Consider the following 15506-nt stretch of genomic DNA (forward strand, 5'->3'; position numbering starts at 1 on the left):
TCTAGACTGTGGCACATGACTGGGGTGAAGTCGTAACAAGGTAACTGTACCGGAAGGTGCGGTTGGATCACCTCCTTTCGAGGTCACTTTACTAACACCAGATGCGTTCAAAGCCCCTGATTCTCTTTACAGAGAATCAGGGGCTTTTTTATGGCCCTCAATGGTCATTCGCCGCATCTAGACGTGTGTTACTCTTCTGATCTATGCCCATTCAGAAGCCAAAATTTAGCCTAATGCTGTTTGCTCTGATGGTGAGTCTGACGGTGGGTTTCGTAGTGTTACCCTTACCGAAAGTTGCTTCAGCAACGCCCTACCCTGTGGTTGTAGTTCTTGGCGCAGCGCAATACGCCGGTAAACCCAGCCCAGCTTTCCGCCGCCGCCTGGATCATGCGCTGGAGCTGTACCGTGCGGGAAGCATAGAAAAAATTGTAGTGACTGGTGGCCGCCGCCCCGCTGACCCGTTTACGGAGGGCGAAGTAGGGATCAAGTATCTCCAGGCCAACGGTGTGCCTAAAGAGGCGTTGCTGGCCGAGACACAAAGCCGCACGACGGTAGAAAACCTGCAAAATGCCCGCACCTACCTGCCCCCCGGTACGCCCATGACTCTGGTGACCGATGAGGCGCACGCCCCCCGTGCGCTGGCACTTGCACAGGCGCTAGGACTTCAGGCCAATGCGAACCCTTCGCCCCTGAGCCGCCGACCAGACTGGCGCTATCTCTTCCGCGAAAAGCTGGCACTGACGGCCTATACCCTACTTGGTGTGCGTGGATAGGCCTTCTCACCTAGGCGTGACAGCAGTCTCCCTTGCCGCATTGATTGCCCAGAGGCAGGAGCTGCCAGCACAGGGCACCACGATTTACCGGGGAATCCATACCACCGAAACCGGCGGGGCTTTTGCGTTAGATATTACCGGCCCAGTCGGAATCCTGAGTCTCTATAGCGAACTGAGTCCGGCCCAGGAAGCGCAACTGGCAACCGAGTGCGCCACTGCTGCACACCTGGAAGCGGTCTATATCAAGCGCCGTCCACAGGAGGCGCGGCACCTGGCGAATGTAGAGCGGGAACACCTCAGCCCGAATACACCACTATGGGGAACCGAGCAGCCAGAACTGACGGTGCTGGAAGAAGGCGTCCCCTTTCTGATTCGGCCCAGTAGCGACCTGAGCACCGGCCTGTTTACAGATGCCCGTACTGCCCGTGCCTGGGTACGGCAACACGCCCCGGCCAGAGTCCTGAATACATTTGCCTATACCTGCGGTTTTGGCCTGAATGCAGTCCTGGGGGGGGCACAGACCGTCAAAAACGTGGACCTGTCACGCAAGGTCTTGAGCTGGGGACAGGAAAACTATGCACTAAGCGGCCTGAATGCCCCAGATACAGATTTTCTGTATGGTGACGTTTTTGAGTGGCTGCACCGCCTGGACAAACGTGGCGATGAATTCGACCTAGTGATTCTCGACCCGCCCAGTTTTGCCCGGAGTAAAGCCGGGGTCTGGCGTTCGGAAAAGGACTATGCTCGCCTCGCTTTCCAGGCCGCCAGAGTGACGGCGCAGGGGGGGCGGCTCCTGGCTTTGCTGAATCACGCAGGAGTCTCCCCTGCCCTGTTCGGGCGTATGGTCCGCCTGGGACTAGATGAAGCCGGGCGACGCGCCAGATTGACCGAGAGCCTGCCCATAGGCCAGGACTATCCGGGTGGCACTCACCTGAAGGTGCAGGTCTGGTCGCTGGACTAGGTACGGCCACGTGACCAAGGCTTCCGCAAAGTCGGTTCAATTTTGAACCCGGATCAAATTGCTTCTGATGCATCCCTGGAGAAGGCCGTTTCTGTCGCTCGGTCATATTTAATTCCAAGCCATATATTCTGTCTATAACAGAAATCTTTCTCTTCATTCTTCAGTTTTGCGACTTTGCGGTTGCCCTGGCCACGTGACCGTTTCACCATGACCTCAACACCGGGTCACCCCTACATTCATACGCTGCCCGGTTCAATCAGCAGTTGGTGTAAAGACAAACCTGGTTGTCCTTACGACCGGTCAGGATACACCTGTCTACGCGATTGACCGGCCCGGCAAGGCAAGAGCCGATATAGTACAGCCATGAAAACAGTGCGAATTACCGGCGGGTCAGGGCACACCTGACAGCCGCCGCGCTGCCATGACGCCCCGCACAGCAGCGGGGTTTTTTTGTTCGCCGGTGCTGTGCGCCAGCCGAAGGAGAAAGAATGACCACACAGGAAAAAAGCTGGACTCCAGAACTGTTGGACTCCATGGACGTATTGAGACTAGCCCTGACCAGCAAAGTGTATGGAGCGGCCCAGGAAACCCCCCTCAATGCCCTGCCTCGCCTGAGCGCCAGAGTGGGGCACCGCGTAGTTCTTAAACGTGAGGATCAGCAGCCGATCTTCTCGTTCAAGTTGCGCGGGGCCTACAACAAGATGGCGCAGCTCTCGCCAGCAGAGGCGGCGCGGGGCGTCATCTGCGCCTCGGCAGGCAACCATGCGCAGGGAGTGGCCTTCTCGGCGCAGCATCTCGGACTGAAAGCCGTGATCGTCATGCCCGTGACCACCCCGGAAATTAAAGTCCAGGCCTGTCGGTCACGCGGGGCTGAGGTCGTTTTGCACGGCGACAGCTTCAGCGACGCCGAAAGCTACGCCTTCACAGTGCAGCACGAACGCGGCCTGACCTTCGTGCACCCCTACGACGACCCCTATGTTCTGGCAGGACAGGGCACAATTGGGCTGGAGTTGCTGCGGCAAGTGGATGATGAGGCTTTTACCGTGTTCGTACCGGTGGGCGGCGGCGGGCTGATTTCAGGTGTGGCCGGGGTACTCAAAGCCCTGAAACCTGAAATCAAGATAGTCGGCGTGCAGACTGAGGATAGCGACGCTATGTTCCAGAGTGTGCAGGCAGGCGAACGGTTGCGGCTGGAGACGGTAGGTATTTTTGCCGATGGCGTGGCGGTCAAACAGGTGGGCGAATACACCCTGGCTCTGGCGGCGCGGTATGTAGACGAGTGGGTTCGGGTGAGCACCGACGAGATTTGCGCGGCCCTGAAGGATATCTTCGACGACACCCGCGCCGTGATGGAACCCGCCGGGGCGCTGGCGCTGGCGGGCCTGAAAAAATACGCAGCCGGGAGCGACCTGCCGCCGCAAACCCTGGTCGCCATTGCCAGCGGCGCAAATATGAACTTTGACCGCCTGCGGCACGTGGCCGAGCGCACCGAAATCGGCGAACAGAAAGAGGCGATTCTGGCCGTCACGATTCCGGAACAGCCCGGCGCGTTCCTGCAATTTATTCAGGTGATCGGCAACCGGGCCATCACCGAATTCAACTACCGCTACGCCCCGCGTACCGACGCCAGAATCTTCGTGGGGCTGCAACTCGGGAACGCCAGAGAACGCTACGAAATCGTAGATAGCCTGCAAAGTCTGGGCTACGCCGTCAGCGACCTGACCGACGACGAACTCGCCAAAATTCATGTGCGCTACATGGTCGGCGGACGGGCACCCGAGGCCGTGAACGAACGGGTTTACTCCTTCACGTTTCCCGAACGGCCCGGCGCCCTCCTGCAATTTTTAAGTCAGCTTAAGGCCGACTGGAATATCAGTCTCTTTCACTACCGCAACCATGGCAGCGACTTCGGGCGGGTGCTGGCAGGCGTCCAGGTGCCTGATGAAGAGCTGGCCGTCTTCGATCAGTTTCTGGGAAGCCTCGGCTATCCGTCGCAGGATATGACGCAAAATTCCAGTTACCGCCTGTTCCTGACCTGAGAAAAACGGCAAAGCGGCTCCCCAGTATTCCGCAGGAGCCGCTTTGCCCAAAGAGGCACTGCCACTTCGCTCTCTTCTCTGGCCCAGAGCTTTACAAACAGCCTTACAAATTCGTCCTGCTCTTTTTTCACTCGTTGCCTTGGGCACAGTGCCACCCGTAGGGGGTCTACCTGCTCACCTGGCGCAAAGGTGGTCAAAAGTGCCGCATCTTTAGGCCAGATGCCATGAAATTCAGTTCAGTCGCGGCGCTGACGACGGTTTTGCACCCGCACGGGAACAGGCACAAAACGCTGCTGTGGCTCAGGCTTCTGGCGGGAGGCCAGCACGAGGGAAGTCATGATGATCAGGGCCGCGAGAAGGAGTTCCATGCACGCACTATGACAGCTTATTCCTGACAGGACTTTGACAAGTATGACAATGAGCATGAGCCAAAGCGCAGCCTATCCAGCCGTAAAACAGCCTTAACGCCATCCGGCAGGGCGCAGGCCGACCATAAAGATAAATCTCGCCATCAGCCCAGAACTCGCGGGCCTGTGGCCAGCGGGTTAGCCGCGACAAAGGCTGGCGAGCGGCACACCAGACCGTTCATATGGACTGCCGTCTGTTTTAACAGCCCCGCAAGGGCACCGGGTTGCCAACCCCACGCCCGACAGTCCTCTTGCGAATTGAACGGGTTTTGCAAACCTCCTAACCGGAGGCCGTATCAGAAGGCGGCAGGATCAAGCCCGGCGGCCTCCAGCGCGGCGCGAAACTGTCCGGGCGAAACAGGCAACACGCTCAGGCGCGTGCCCTTGCGGAGCAGCGGCGAATCGGCCCACTCGGATAGCTCCCGCAAACGGGCCAGCGGAAGAACAGCCGGGAACGCCGCCACCGCCTCGACCTCGACCATGCTCCAGCGCGGGCTGGCCGGGTCAGATTTGGGATCGTAAAACGGACTGGCCGGGTCGAATTGCAAGTTGTCGGGCCACGCTTCCCGCGTAACGCGCAGCACCCCGGCGATGCCCGCTGGCCGGGCGTTGGAGTGGTAGAAAAGCCCGAGGTCGCCCGCCCGCATCTGGCGCAAAACATTGCGGGCCTGATAGTTGCGCACGCCGTTCCAGGGTTCACGTCCCGCCGCCACCAGATCGGCGTACCCGAACACATCGGGTTCGGATTTCAGGAGCCAGAATCGTTCAGGGGGGGGCGTCACCGCCCTAGGGTACAGCGAACAGCAAAAAATACCGGCCCCGAGCAACCCATGTTCTTGTTTGGGAGAACCCCACGACCACAGAGGTTGGTATAAACTCGCTTATGTGAAGTTGGTCTGGAAGTGGTGGGTATCGGGAGCAGTCTTGCTGGGCAGCACCCTGGCAACAGTGGGGCAGGCCCGTTCGGTGGCAATTGGCGGGGCAGCCCAGGCAGCTGCCGTCGATTCGCGCGTCTTGCAAGGCACAGAGATGCTACCCGTTTGGAGTCTGCCGCGCCTGGGCGTCAGCGTGCGGAACGATCCACGCGACCTGCGACTGGTCTACGGCTCACGCGAACTTCATTACGCTCCCGAAAGCGGCTGGCAGACCAGAGGAATACGCAGTAGCAGCCCCCTCACCCCGCCCTACAGTCTGAACGGCAGCCTGTACGTGCCGCTGGACGCCCTGCAACAGCTGGGGGTGCGGGTGCTGAGCGACACCCCGACGACACTGAATTTTGCCCCTCCGGCGCTGGTGCCCACAGTTACGCTGCCGCCGTCCAGCCAGCCTTCTGCCGCGCCCGCACTGCCTGCGCCCCCCGCCCCCGCTAGTTCCCCGGCTCCGGCTCAAGCAGGGGTAGGCCCCAGTCAGGGCGGCCCTATGCCACAGGGCGCGGCCCCGTTCCCACAGACGCAGCTTGCACAGAACCAGCTTGCACAGAACCAGCCCTCACACCCGGTCGCCAACCTGAACAGCATCCGCGTCAGCCACACGCTTCACCGCAATGTCGAGGTGCAGCGCGTGGTTATGGAACTGACCGGCCCGGCGGCGCAGACCATCACACGCCAGAAAGCAGGGCTGAGTATTTTGCTCGGCGCGGTTAGTGCCTCGGCAGTCAGTCAGACGCTGCAATCGGGCGAACTGCTGAGCGTCACACCGGGCCTGGCAGGCGCAACCGTGCAACTTCCGACAGGCGGCGGGGTCAGTGAGGTCTTTACCCTCGACAACCCCGCCCGCGTGGTGGTCGATACGACCACGCTACTAAGCGACACGGTGCCGCCGCCCATCAACTCCGACAGCCTGCCGTCAGGCGTGACTTACAGCAACCGGGGCACCCTGCACCTGCTGAGCTTCGACCCAGCCCGTTATCAGGCACGAGTGGTCAATGCCCCCAGCGGTAAGGCCGCCGACCTCGCCACCCTGGTCAAAAGTGTGGGAGGAGTGGCCGGAGTCAACGGTGGATACTTCGACACAGCCAGCTTTTTGCCGGTCGATCTGATTGTCAAAGACGGTCTGATGGTCTCCCCGAGCCTGGAACGCCGCGCCACGGTGGGATTCACGGCAGCGGGCGACACGCTTTTCGGATATCCGCGACCCCGCTACGTGCTGAGCGGGCCTTTCGGAAGCATGATCATTAATACGGTCGGGGCCAAAGTCCGGCACGACCTGCTCTGTGCGTTCGTGGGCGACGGTCAGACAGCGGTAGGGACCGACGGGCTAACCACACTCTACCTGTCGCTGGGGGGAAGCGCAGTGCAGAACGCCTTGACCGGGCGGGTCGTGCCGCCTGCCGGAACGCTGGCCGTAACCTTTGACCCGGCCCGCTTTCCCCAGTTGCCTCGCACAGCCGGGCAGCCGCTGAACACGGCTCTGGCCTGGAACGCTGCCGACGCCCCGTGGGACACTGTGCAAGACGCCCTAAGCGCCGGGCCGCTGCTGGTGTCCGGCGGCAGGGTGGCGCTCAATCCGGCGCGTGAGAAGTTCGACACCTTGGCGGGCATCTGGCGTCCGACCCGGCAGGTCGCCGTAGGAACCCTGGACGGCAAACCGACCCTGGCCTACTTTGAATATGGCACTCCCGAGGCTTTTGCCGCTGCCCTGGCTGCCGCCGGGGTGCGCGACGCCGTGCGTATGGACAGCGGCAGCAGCGCTTCGGTGTACACCACCAGCGGCTTTGCCAATCTGGGCGGCTACCTGAATACCGTCTGGAGCCAGCGCGTGCCTAATGCCATTGTCTTTGTGCCCAGAACCCCGACGGCACGCGCCAAATAACGGAGGTCTAACATGAGCAAAACTGTCCTCGGCGGCCCCCCGACTGTGCCGGGCCTGACTCTACTGACGCTGACCCTGCTGACGCTGGTGCCTGTACAGGCCCTGAGCGGCAAAGGCGCGTTCGTGCTTGGCCGCGTGATCAAATCGGCCAACCTCAGACCGGCCCCCTATCCGGGCAAATTAGGCAACCAGCACACCCGCTGCGCCCTTTCCGGCGAATCCAAGGCCACGGTGCAAAACAGATTGTCGCACTACAAAGGCTGGAAGCGCACCGATCCCTGGAAGGCAGGAAGTACCGGCTTTACCAGTGACGGCATAGACCAGTACGTAGTCACCGTGATGAACAAGATCGGCAGCAAACACGGCACCCTGATTATTTTCAGCGAACTCTGACCGGCAGCTTCCAGGACTGAACCCGTGACGAACCCTCTGCCCCGAACAGGGTAAGTAGACAAAGCTGCTGGTGAAAGCGGACTCGTAAAGCTGCGCCCCAGAGCGAGCAGGAGAAAAGCGGGTTCCGGGCGTACAGTTGGCAACGCGGCGTCTCTGGGGGTGATCAACGCCACAGACGGCAAGTCCGTATTATTTCTTGAAGAGGGGCAGATAGGCGCTGTATCCCTGGTCTTCTAGCTCACGAACCGGCACAAAGCGCAGGGCCGCCGAATTGATGCAGTAGCGCAGCCCCCCCGCCGCCTGGGGACCGTCCGGAAAAACATGCCCCAGGTGGGAGTCAGCCACGGGCGAACGGACTTCCGTGCGGGCATAGCCGATCTTGTAATCGGTATTTTCCGTCAGGTTAATGGTAGGAACCGGACGGGTAAAGCTGGGCCAGCCGCAGCCCGCATCGTACTTGTCGAGCGAGGAAAAGAGGGGTTCGCCAGAAACCACGTCCACGTACAGTCCTTCTTCGGTGTGATCCCAGTATTCACCGCTGAAAGCACGTTCGGTGCCTTCATGCTGGGTCACCTGATACTGCGCGGGCGTCAGCTTCTGGCGCAGTTCGGCGTCGGACGGCTTAACGAAATCGGCGGCAGGGTTAGGCTTAGTCATACCGCAGCATAAACAATGCCTGCTGGGGCTGACCGTAACGCGCTTCTCTCGACCCCCGGATGCTCCCCGGATCACTGCTGGATAAAGGCAGAAGTAGCCCGGAAACTTTGAGCAGGCCAACCGCGTATCGTAAGGTGATGCAAACCTACCCCACCACCACTGGACGCACGGCGGATCTTGTCCGCACCTTCATGGCCCGTACCTATTCCTGGATGTCGGCGGGGCTGGCTCTTACTGCGGGTGTCGCCTTCATCACTGCCCAGAACTCTGACCTCGCGGTGCAGGTAATGCACCTCAGACTGCCGCTGATGCTGGCACAGCTAGCCTTGGTCTTTGTGCTCAGCGGTCTGTCTCAGCGCATGAGTGCTTCGCTGGCCGGGATGCTTTTTATTGCCTACGCTGCCCTTACGGGCCTGACCTTCAGTTCACTGTTCTTCGCCTACTCACCCGCCGCCGTTATCTCGGCTTTCGCGACCACGGCAGTGACCTTCGCGCTGATGAGCGTCGCCGGGTTCGTCATCAAAAAAGACCTGAGCGTTATGGGACGCTTTTTCATGTTCGCGGTTATCGGCCTGCTGGTCGCCATGATTGTCAGCATGTTCATCCATAGCAGCGCACTGGTGCTGGGCCTAAGCGTGGTCGGCGTGCTGCTCTTCGCCGGGCTGACTGCCTACGACACCCAGATGCTGCGTAACCTCGCCCTCAGCGGCGTGACGGGCGAACACGCCGAGAAAGCCGCGATCAACGGTGCGCTCTCGCTGTACCTCGATTTTATTAACATCTTCCTGTTCATCCTGCGAATCGTGGGTGGCGGACGCCGCTAAGCAGCTGTACGCCGTTTTATTCAAGCCGCCCGGCAATGGTTCGGGCGGCTTTGATGTAGCGCTGGGCGACACCTTATACGGACGGCTGGTTGATTCGGTACACTCCCGCATCACTCCGGGCGGACGCGAGGAGGAACAACAGACGGACTGGGCGGTGTGGAGCCGCAGGCAGCGGCCTTCCCGACTGTGGCAGAGTGGTGCGGCAGTCCGTCTAAGCCGCCTCTAACTGACTGCCCGGCCCGTCACTATTGTGGACAGGGCCGGAGTTTTTCTGGCATGTGGAATTAGCATGGCGCTATGAACGATTGGGATTACGAAACTTTAGCCGTGCAAACCAGCATTCCCCGTGGGCTGGGCGAGTCCATCGGCTTTCCGATTCACGCGGTGGCCGCCTTTCAATTCGACACACTAGAGGAAGCCCAGAGCGAGTTTCAGCTGAATACCGGCCTAAGTTACGCCCGCTTGCAAAACCCGACGGTAGAGGCCCTGGAAGACCGCGTGACGGCCCTGGAAGGCGGCGCAGCGACGGTGGCGCTGGCGAGTGGGCAGGCGGCAAGTTTCACGGCCATCCTCAGCGTGTGCCGCGCCGGAGATCATATCGTGGCGTCGTCGAGCCTGTTCGGGGGTTCCACGGGGATGCTCAATAACATCTTGCCGCTGATGGGCATTCGGGCCACCCTGGTCGAGAACCATCCCGGCGCCATTCGCGCCGCGATGCAGGACAATACGCGCCTGATCTGGGCCGAGATGATCGCCAACCCCTCGGGCGATATCGCCGACATCGGGGCGCTGGCGCAGATTGCCCACGAGCGCGGCGCACTGCTCGCCATCGACAACACCTGCGGCGGGGCGGGCTACCTGTGCCGTCCGCTGAGCTTCGGGGCCGATATCGTAACCAACTCGCTCACCAAGTGGGCAGGCGGGCACGGCAGCGTCATGGGCGGCAGCGTGACGGTGGGCACGGGGCATGACCTGAGCCGTATTCCGGGCTTTACCGACGGCGGCGAAAACAGCGTCCTGAAGCTGCGTGGTGCTCAGGCCCTGGCCTGGAAACAGCGCTGGCTGGGCGTGCAGCAGCTCGGCATGGTGGTCTCGCCGCACAGCGCCTTTTTGCTTGCGCAGGGCTTCGAGACGCTGGCCCTGCGCCTGAGCCGCGAGTGCGACAACGCGCTGGCACTGGCGCAGTGGCTTCAGACCCACCCAGGTGTCGGCGGAGTCAGTTACGCTGGGCTGCCCGATCACCCGCACTATCACCTGGCCCAGAAGTACCTCCGGCACGGCAGCGGCGCCGTCGTAACTTTTGAGGTAGACGACCCCTCGGCCTTCTTGAGCCGCCTCAAGGTGCTGCGAATCGCCCCGAATCTGGGGGACGTGCGGACCCTGGTGGTGCATCCCTGGACAACTACCCATGGGCGCATTCCCGAAGCGGCCCGCCTCGCGGCTGGGGTCACAGCCAAAACCATCCGCATGAGCGTGGGCGTCGAAGCCCTCGCAGACCTGAAGGCGGACATCGAGCAGGCGCTTTGAGCTGCTAGGAGGATAAAAAAAGGGCGCCAGAGTTGGAGGTTCCCCTCCGCCCTGGCGCCCTTTGCTTTTCCCGACATCACGCCTTCATACGGGTTTGGCGGTCAGGCCCCTTCCTGGGTGCCACTCTGACCAATAAAGACACCGGCTGTACCAGAATTGAGCGTAATCCGTATTTTGCCTTCTCGCATCCTCTCGGAGCGAATCTGAAAGAACCAGATGCAAGCGGCGGGCAGTCCGTATCAGATCACGAATTCGCCGCTACGCATCACGGGTTCGCGGTGGCCGTCCCTGGTCAGGCCGTCTACGTTCATCTCGGAGCTACCGATCATCCAGTCTACGTGCGTCAGGCTGTCGTTGCCGCCCGCCGCGTTGAAGTCTTCGGGGCTCATGTCGATGCCGCCTTCCACGTTAAAGCGGTACGCGCTGCCGATGGCGATATGCGAGGCGGCGTTTTCGTCATACAGCGTGTTGTAGAAGAACAGACCCGAGCGGCTGATCGGGCTGCTATGGGGCACCAGCGCCACTTCTCCCAGGCGGTGGCTGCCCTCGTCGGTGTCGATCATCTTGAGCAGGGTGTCCTGGCCCCGGCTGGCGCTAGCCGCCGTGATTCGCCCGTTCTTAAACTCAATGCGGATGCCGTCGATCAGCACGCCCTGGTAGCTGAGCGGTTTGCTGCTGACCACCACGCCCTCTACCCGCTCACGGTGCGGCGCGGTCCAGACTTCCTCGGTGGGAATGTTGGCGGTAAAGGTAATGCCGCTGGGGGTATCGGCGCTGCCCCCGCCCCAGATATGGCCGTCGGCGAGGCCCACGGTCAGGTCGGTGTCGCCTCCCTGAAAGTGCAGCGCGGCGTACTGTTTGGCCGTCAGTGTTTCGCGGCGGCGTTTAAGGGCGCCGAGGTGCTCTTGCCACGCGGCCACCGGATCGGGCTGGTCGGCCCGCACAGCGGCAAAAATGGCGTCCCACTGCTTCTCGACGGCTTGGCTAGCGCTGGCGTCGGGGAACATCAGGGTGGCCCAGTCCGGCACCGGCGCACTGATGAGGCTCCAGTTCAAGCGGTTGGTCATCACTTTGGCCGTGTAGGGGCGGCGGTAGGTCGCCCAGGCTTTCTGGTACGCCGCGACCCGCGCCTGATCGACGTTGCCCAGCAGGTTCGGGTTGGTCGCCCGGATGGCCATGACCGCGCCGCCCGCCTCGGCGGTTTCGGTCTCGGCGTCTACGCGCCACCGGCTGATCTGCTCAAAGGTGCCGTCGGGGGCCAGCTCGAAGCGGGCCAGCTGCACGTCGTCGTCGTCCCAGCGCACGTCCACAAAGCTCGCGCCCGCAGCGTAGGCTTCACGTACCACGGCGCGGGCCAGCGGCGCCGTGTCTACCGGGGCCTGCACCAGCACGCGCTGGCCCGGCTTAACTCCCAGACCGACCTGCACGGCGAGGCGGGCGTAGTTCTGCAACTTCTGTTCAAAACTCAGACTCATAGCCGTTAGCATAGCGCCCGGACTGTCCCTTGACGGATGCCCCCTGACCACGTATATTTCTGTGGCTGGCTTGACGAGGCGTAGCGCAGCCTGGTAGCGCACTACCTTGGGGTGGTAGGGGTCGTGAGTTCGAATCTCGCCGCCTCGACCAGCAAGAGACTCTCCTGAAAAGGGGAGTTTTTCTTTTGCCTATAGCTAGAGGCCACCTGCATTGGCTGAAAATGCAGGTGGCCCCAAATTGATGAGCCGCTCTTATTGGACGGCTTTGTTCAGGCGCGCCACCACGCGCTCCTGGCCCAGCGTTGCCAGCAGGTCGGGAAGGTCGGGGCTTTCCATCGTTCCGGCGACGGCGGCGCGGACGGGGGGCATCACCTTGCCCAGCTTCAGGCCCTTTTCTCCGGCGTAGTCGTGGAACAGCTGCTTGATACTGTCGGCCCCGAACTCCGGCAGAGTCTTAAGTCTGGCTGCCAGCTGCGGCAAAAGCTCCTGGCCCGCGTCGATGGCTTTCTGGGCCTTCTCGTCTACCAGGTAATTCTCCGACCAGAAGTACCCGGTCTTGTCCATAAATTCGCTGAAAACCTCGATGCGCGGCGTCATCAGTCTGGTGACGGCGCGGAAGTAGTCGTCGTTGGGCAAGTCGGTCTTTTGCTGGGCCAGGAAGTCGTGTAGTCGCCGGGCGACTTCTTCGTCACTCAGCACTTCGCGCAGGTATTTGCCGTTGTACCAGCGCAACTTTTCCTGACTGAAAACTGGGCCGCCCAGCGTCACGTCCTCGAGCTTAAAGACCCGCTGAAACTCGGCCAGACTAAAGATTTCCTGACCTTCTGGGTGCGTCCAGCCCATCGTCGCCAGAAAGTTGAGCATGGCTTCAGGCAAGTAGCCCTGCTGCTGATACCACTCGACGCTGGTGGGGTTCTTGCGCTTGCTGATCTTGGATTTGTCGGCGTTTCGCAGCAGCGGCATGTGCGCGAACACGGGTTCCGGCCAGCCGAAAGCGCGGTAGAGCAGCGCGTGAATGGGCGTGCTGGTGATCCATTCCTCGGCGCGAACTACGTGCGTCACGCCCATCAGTCGGTCGTCCACTACGTTCGCCAGGTGGTAGGTCGGGTAGCCGTCGGCCTTGAGCAGCACCTTGTCGTCGATTTCCTTGTTGGCAAAGTGAATTGGGTCGCGCAGCCGGTCGTTGACCACCGTTTCGCCGTCGCGGGGCACCTTCAGGCGAATAACCGCCGCCTCGCCCGCCTCTACCCGCTTTTTTGCGTCGGCGGGGGCCAGGTCACGGCTGGGAATGGCGATGACGTGGCCTTCTTGCTGGGCGGTTTCACGCCGGGCGGCGAGTTCCTCGGGCGTCTCGAAGGCGTAGTAGGCGTGGCCCGACTCGACCAGCTGCCGGGCATAGTCGCCGTACAGCCCGAAGCGCTCGGACTGGCGGTAAGGCCCGTTGGGGCCACCTTGCAAGGGGCTTTCGTCGGGGGTCAGGCCCAGCCAGGCCATCATGTCGAAGATGCGCTGTTCGCTGCTGGCGACGTAACGGCCCCGGTCGGTGTCCTCGATTCGCAGGATGAATTTGCCACCCGACTGGTGGGCCAGCGTGTAGTTGAACAGGCCGATGTAGGCGGTGCCGACGTGCGGGTCGCCGGTGGGACTAGGAGCAATGCGGGTTACGCGCGGGGCAGAAGAAGCAGACATGAGAGACAGGATACGGCGTGGCCGCTGACTGCTGCTGAGGCGGCCTGCTGCCTCCCCTCTACGTCTTCCCTACTGCTTCACTTCTTCAGTGGGCGCTGGTCGCGGCCCCGGGCCACGTCGCGCACGCTGCGCCGCCCGAACGTGTGGGCCAGGTCGCGTTCGCTGAGGCGCAGCACGGTGGGGCGTCCGTGCGGGCAGGCCCAGGGGTGGTCGCAGGCCCGGAGCGCGGCCAGCACCCGCTCACCCCTGACCTGGTCGATCATTCCGGCTTTTAGGGCGGGCGCACAGGCCAGCCGCCCCAGCACCTCACGGCGGGGGTCGGGACTGTCGCCCAACGCGGTTTCGACAATCTGCTCGTACAGCCTCGGCACCGGCAGGGCGGCCAGTGCTGCGGGAACGGTGCGTAGCCGGGCCAGTCCCGCCCCAAAATCCTCGATGTTGAGGCCCCAGTTCGCCAGTTCGGGGCCGCGTTCGTGCAGGCGGGCGGTCTGTTCGGGGGTCAGATGCAGCAGCTCCGGCTCGGGCAGTTCGGCGGGCGTCGCGGCAGCCAGCTCGCGGCTCAGGCGCTCGAACAGGGCGCGTTCGTGGGCGGCGTGGGCATCGACAATCCACAGGTCGCCCTCGCCCTCGGCCAGCAGATACAGCTCCTGATACACCCCTACCAGCGTCAGTTCGGGAAACTGATCCGTACGCGGCGTTTCGCCGGGCGTCGGCGGGGCGATCAGGGCCGGGGCGGCGCGGGCCAGTGGATGCTCGGCCAGGGCCGCGGCCACCGCTTGCCGTACCTGCTCGGCCACGCCCGGCAAGTCGGCCAGCGCCACGACCTGCTTGGCTGGGTGAACATTGGGATTGTGGTCTGCTGGGCACACTTCCAGATTCAGCACGCACAGCGGGGCCGCGCCAGCGGGCAGCAGTTCGCCGTATCCCTCGATGACGGCCCTTTCCAGCTCTGGCGGGGCCAGCACGGGCCGCCCGTTGATGCTCAGGTGCATGCGGTCACGCCGGGCCCTGGTCAGTTCCGGGCGGGAAACCACGCCGCTAACGCTTATGCCACTGGTTCCTGCACGGCTCACGTTCAGCACGCGGTTGGCGCTGACCGGGCCGTAAATGCTGGCGACTGCCCCCCTGAAGTCGGCGGGGGCGTGGGTCAGCCGGACTTCGCCGTCCACGGTCAGCCGCCAGAACAGCTGCGGGTGGTGCAGCACATAACGCCCGACGAGCGCCGTGATTTCGCGGATTTCGGTGGCGGGGGCCGACTGGGTTCGCAGCCGGGCCGGAAGCGCCCCGAACAGCCCGCGCACGCTGACTGTGGTGCCTGCCGGGGCCGACAGGCGCGTGACGCTGACCTGTTCGCCCTGGGCCTGCACCTGCGCCGCGCCGAGCTGAGCGGCGGGCCGCGTGACCAGTTGCAGTTCGCCCGCCTGAGCCGCTGCCCAGAGCGCCTCACCCCGGAAGCCCAGTGTCGTTACCTGTTCCACCGCCCGGACTTCCGGTTCCAGTTTGCTGGTCGCGTGCCTCACCGCCGCCAACGCCACCGATTGCGCGGGAATGCCGCAGCCATTGTCGCGCACCTGCACCAACTTCAGGCCGCCGCCCTCGACCCCAATTTCTATACGGGTGGCCCCAGCATCCAGCGCATTTTCGACCAGCTCGCGCACCACGTCGAGCGGGCGAGACACGACCTCGCCCGCCGCGATCAGTCGGGCGACTGCTGGCGGCAAAACGGCAATGGGACGGGTCAGCGGCGGCATAGGAAAGGTAAGAACCGGGCGGTAGGGGACGCGGCCTGATTCTGTTCAGAGCATATCAAGTCCCCGATGTGAAACAGGGGCGCGGCTCCCAATGCGGCTGAAAGTGGGGATCATACGGAGCGCCGTCCACTACGGACTCTGCTTAGAGCAGTTCTCCGACTTATGGGCACGTCGGAAAAACACCGCCGCTCCGTTCATT

Annotated in this window: 14 protein-coding genes, 1 tRNA gene and 1 rRNA gene; 10 read left to right on the plus strand and 6 right to left on the minus strand. The window is 62.5% G+C overall.

The annotated features are described in order from the left end of the window. The 4 genes from QZ269_RS08870 to ilvA all read left to right on the plus strand — a co-directional run. Window positions 1-78: ribosomal RNA gene (locus QZ269_RS08870) — 16S ribosomal RNA — on the plus strand; the annotation flags it as partial. A gap of 239 nt (window positions 79-317) precedes the next feature. Beyond that, window positions 318-773, plus strand: a complete 456-nt coding sequence (locus QZ269_RS08875) for a YdcF family protein (protein WP_291426355.1) — start codon at window positions 318-320, stop codon at window positions 771-773. Beyond that, window positions 766-1734 carry a class I SAM-dependent methyltransferase gene (locus QZ269_RS08880; RefSeq protein WP_291426356.1) on the plus strand — a complete coding sequence of 323 codons (969 nt, stop codon included), beginning with the start codon at window positions 766-768 and terminating at the stop codon, window positions 1732-1734. The genes QZ269_RS08875 and QZ269_RS08880 overlap by 8 nt, the downstream gene beginning before the upstream one ends. Window positions 1735-2222: 488 nt before the next feature. Beyond that, entirely contained in the window at window positions 2223-3773 is a 1551-nt protein-coding gene (gene ilvA, locus QZ269_RS08885; RefSeq protein WP_291426357.1) for a threonine ammonia-lyase, biosynthetic, read from the plus strand. Between the two features lie 236 nt (window positions 3774-4009). Here the strand turns inward: ilvA and QZ269_RS08890 are convergent, their stop codons facing one another. After that, window positions 4010-4141, minus strand: a complete 132-nt coding sequence (locus QZ269_RS08890; protein WP_291426358.1) for a hypothetical protein — start codon at window positions 4139-4141, stop codon at window positions 4010-4012. Between the two features lie 335 nt (window positions 4142-4476). Further along, window positions 4477-4962 carry an EVE domain-containing protein gene (locus tag QZ269_RS08895; protein WP_291426359.1) on the minus strand — a complete coding sequence of 162 codons (486 nt, stop codon included), beginning with the start codon at window positions 4960-4962 and terminating at the stop codon, window positions 4477-4479. A gap of 103 nt (window positions 4963-5065) precedes the next feature. On the opposite strand from QZ269_RS08895, the gene QZ269_RS08900 reads away from it, so the two are divergent. Further along, the gene (locus QZ269_RS08900) at window positions 5066-6991 is read left to right on the plus strand and encodes a phosphodiester glycosidase family protein (RefSeq protein WP_367272257.1); all 1926 of its coding nucleotides are present in this window, start codon (window positions 5066-5068) and stop codon (window positions 6989-6991) included. Between the two features lie 12 nt (window positions 6992-7003). Next, a complete protein-coding gene (locus tag QZ269_RS08905) occupies window positions 7004-7384 on the plus strand; it encodes a hypothetical protein (protein WP_291426360.1) in 381 nt (126 codons plus the stop codon). A 189-nt stretch (window positions 7385-7573) separates the two neighbouring features. Here QZ269_RS08905 and msrB read toward each other — a convergent pair whose 3' ends face one another. After that, a complete protein-coding gene (gene msrB, locus QZ269_RS08910) occupies window positions 7574-8041 on the minus strand; it encodes a peptide-methionine (R)-S-oxide reductase MsrB (protein ID WP_291426361.1) in 468 nt (155 codons plus the stop codon). A gap of 137 nt (window positions 8042-8178) precedes the next feature. Between msrB and QZ269_RS08915 the strand changes: the two genes are divergently transcribed. From QZ269_RS08915 to QZ269_RS08925, 3 genes are all read left to right on the plus strand, one after another. Further along, a complete protein-coding gene (locus QZ269_RS08915; RefSeq protein ID WP_291426362.1) occupies window positions 8179-8865 on the plus strand; it encodes a Bax inhibitor-1/YccA family protein in 687 nt (228 codons plus the stop codon). Continuing rightward, on the plus strand, window positions 8849-9091 hold the full coding sequence (locus tag QZ269_RS08920; protein ID WP_291426363.1) for a hypothetical protein: 243 nt from the start codon (window positions 8849-8851) through the stop codon (window positions 9089-9091). Before QZ269_RS08915 ends, QZ269_RS08920 begins: the two co-directional genes overlap by 17 nt. Window positions 9092-9162: 71 nt before the next feature. Beyond that, window positions 9163-10392, plus strand: a complete 1230-nt coding sequence (locus tag QZ269_RS08925) for a PLP-dependent transferase (protein WP_291426364.1) — start codon at window positions 9163-9165, stop codon at window positions 10390-10392. A gap of 239 nt (window positions 10393-10631) precedes the next feature. On the opposite strand, the gene QZ269_RS08930 is transcribed toward QZ269_RS08925, so the two are convergent. Beyond that, window positions 10632-11867, minus strand: a complete 1236-nt coding sequence (locus tag QZ269_RS08930) for an aminopeptidase (protein WP_291426365.1) — start codon at window positions 11865-11867, stop codon at window positions 10632-10634. Between the two features lie 74 nt (window positions 11868-11941). Between QZ269_RS08930 and QZ269_RS08935 the strand changes: the two genes are divergently transcribed. Next, a tRNA-Pro gene (locus QZ269_RS08935) sits at window positions 11942-12018 on the plus strand. 101 nt (window positions 12019-12119) lie between these two features. Here the strand turns inward: QZ269_RS08935 and gltX are convergent. Then, window positions 12120-13556, minus strand: coding sequence for a glutamate--tRNA ligase (gene gltX / locus QZ269_RS08940; RefSeq protein ID WP_291426366.1), 1437 nt, complete (start codon window positions 13554-13556; stop codon window positions 12120-12122). A gap of 77 nt (window positions 13557-13633) precedes the next feature. After that, complete coding sequence (mutL, locus tag QZ269_RS08945) at window positions 13634-15307, minus strand: DNA mismatch repair endonuclease MutL (protein WP_291426367.1); 1674 nt, start codon at window positions 15305-15307, stop codon at window positions 13634-13636. Window positions 15308-15506 lie beyond the last annotated feature (199 nt).

Source organism: Deinococcus sp. (assembly GCF_018260405.1).
Classification (GTDB): Bacteria; Deinococcota; Deinococci; order Deinococcales; family Deinococcaceae; genus Deinococcus.

Bases quoted from the DNA above. Each gene is read 5' to 3' on its own strand.
- ilvA (WP_291426357.1), top strand. From the start codon at position 2,223: ATGACCACACAGGAAAAAAGCTGGACTCCAGAACTGTTGGACTCCATG.
- QZ269_RS08890 (WP_291426358.1), bottom strand. From the start codon at position 4,141: ATGGAACTCCTTCTCGCGGCCCTGATCATCATGACTTCCCTCGTGCTG.
- QZ269_RS08905 (WP_291426360.1), top strand. From the start codon at position 7,004: ATGAGCAAAACTGTCCTCGGCGGCCCCCCGACTGTGCCGGGCCTGACT.
- msrB (WP_291426361.1), bottom strand. From the start codon at position 8,041: ATGACTAAGCCTAACCCTGCCGCCGATTTCGTTAAGCCGTCCGACGCC.
- QZ269_RS08915 (WP_291426362.1), top strand. From the start codon at position 8,179: ATGCAAACCTACCCCACCACCACTGGACGCACGGCGGATCTTGTCCGC.
- QZ269_RS08925 (WP_291426364.1), top strand. From the start codon at position 9,163: ATGAACGATTGGGATTACGAAACTTTAGCCGTGCAAACCAGCATTCCC.
- QZ269_RS08930 (WP_291426365.1), bottom strand. From the start codon at position 11,867: ATGAGTCTGAGTTTTGAACAGAAGTTGCAGAACTACGCCCGCCTCGCC.
- gltX (WP_291426366.1), bottom strand. From the start codon at position 13,556: ATGTCTGCTTCTTCTGCCCCGCGCGTAACCCGCATTGCTCCTAGTCCC.
- mutL (WP_291426367.1), bottom strand. From the start codon at position 15,307: ATGCCGCCGCTGACCCGTCCCATTGCCGTTTTGCCGCCAGCAGTCGCC.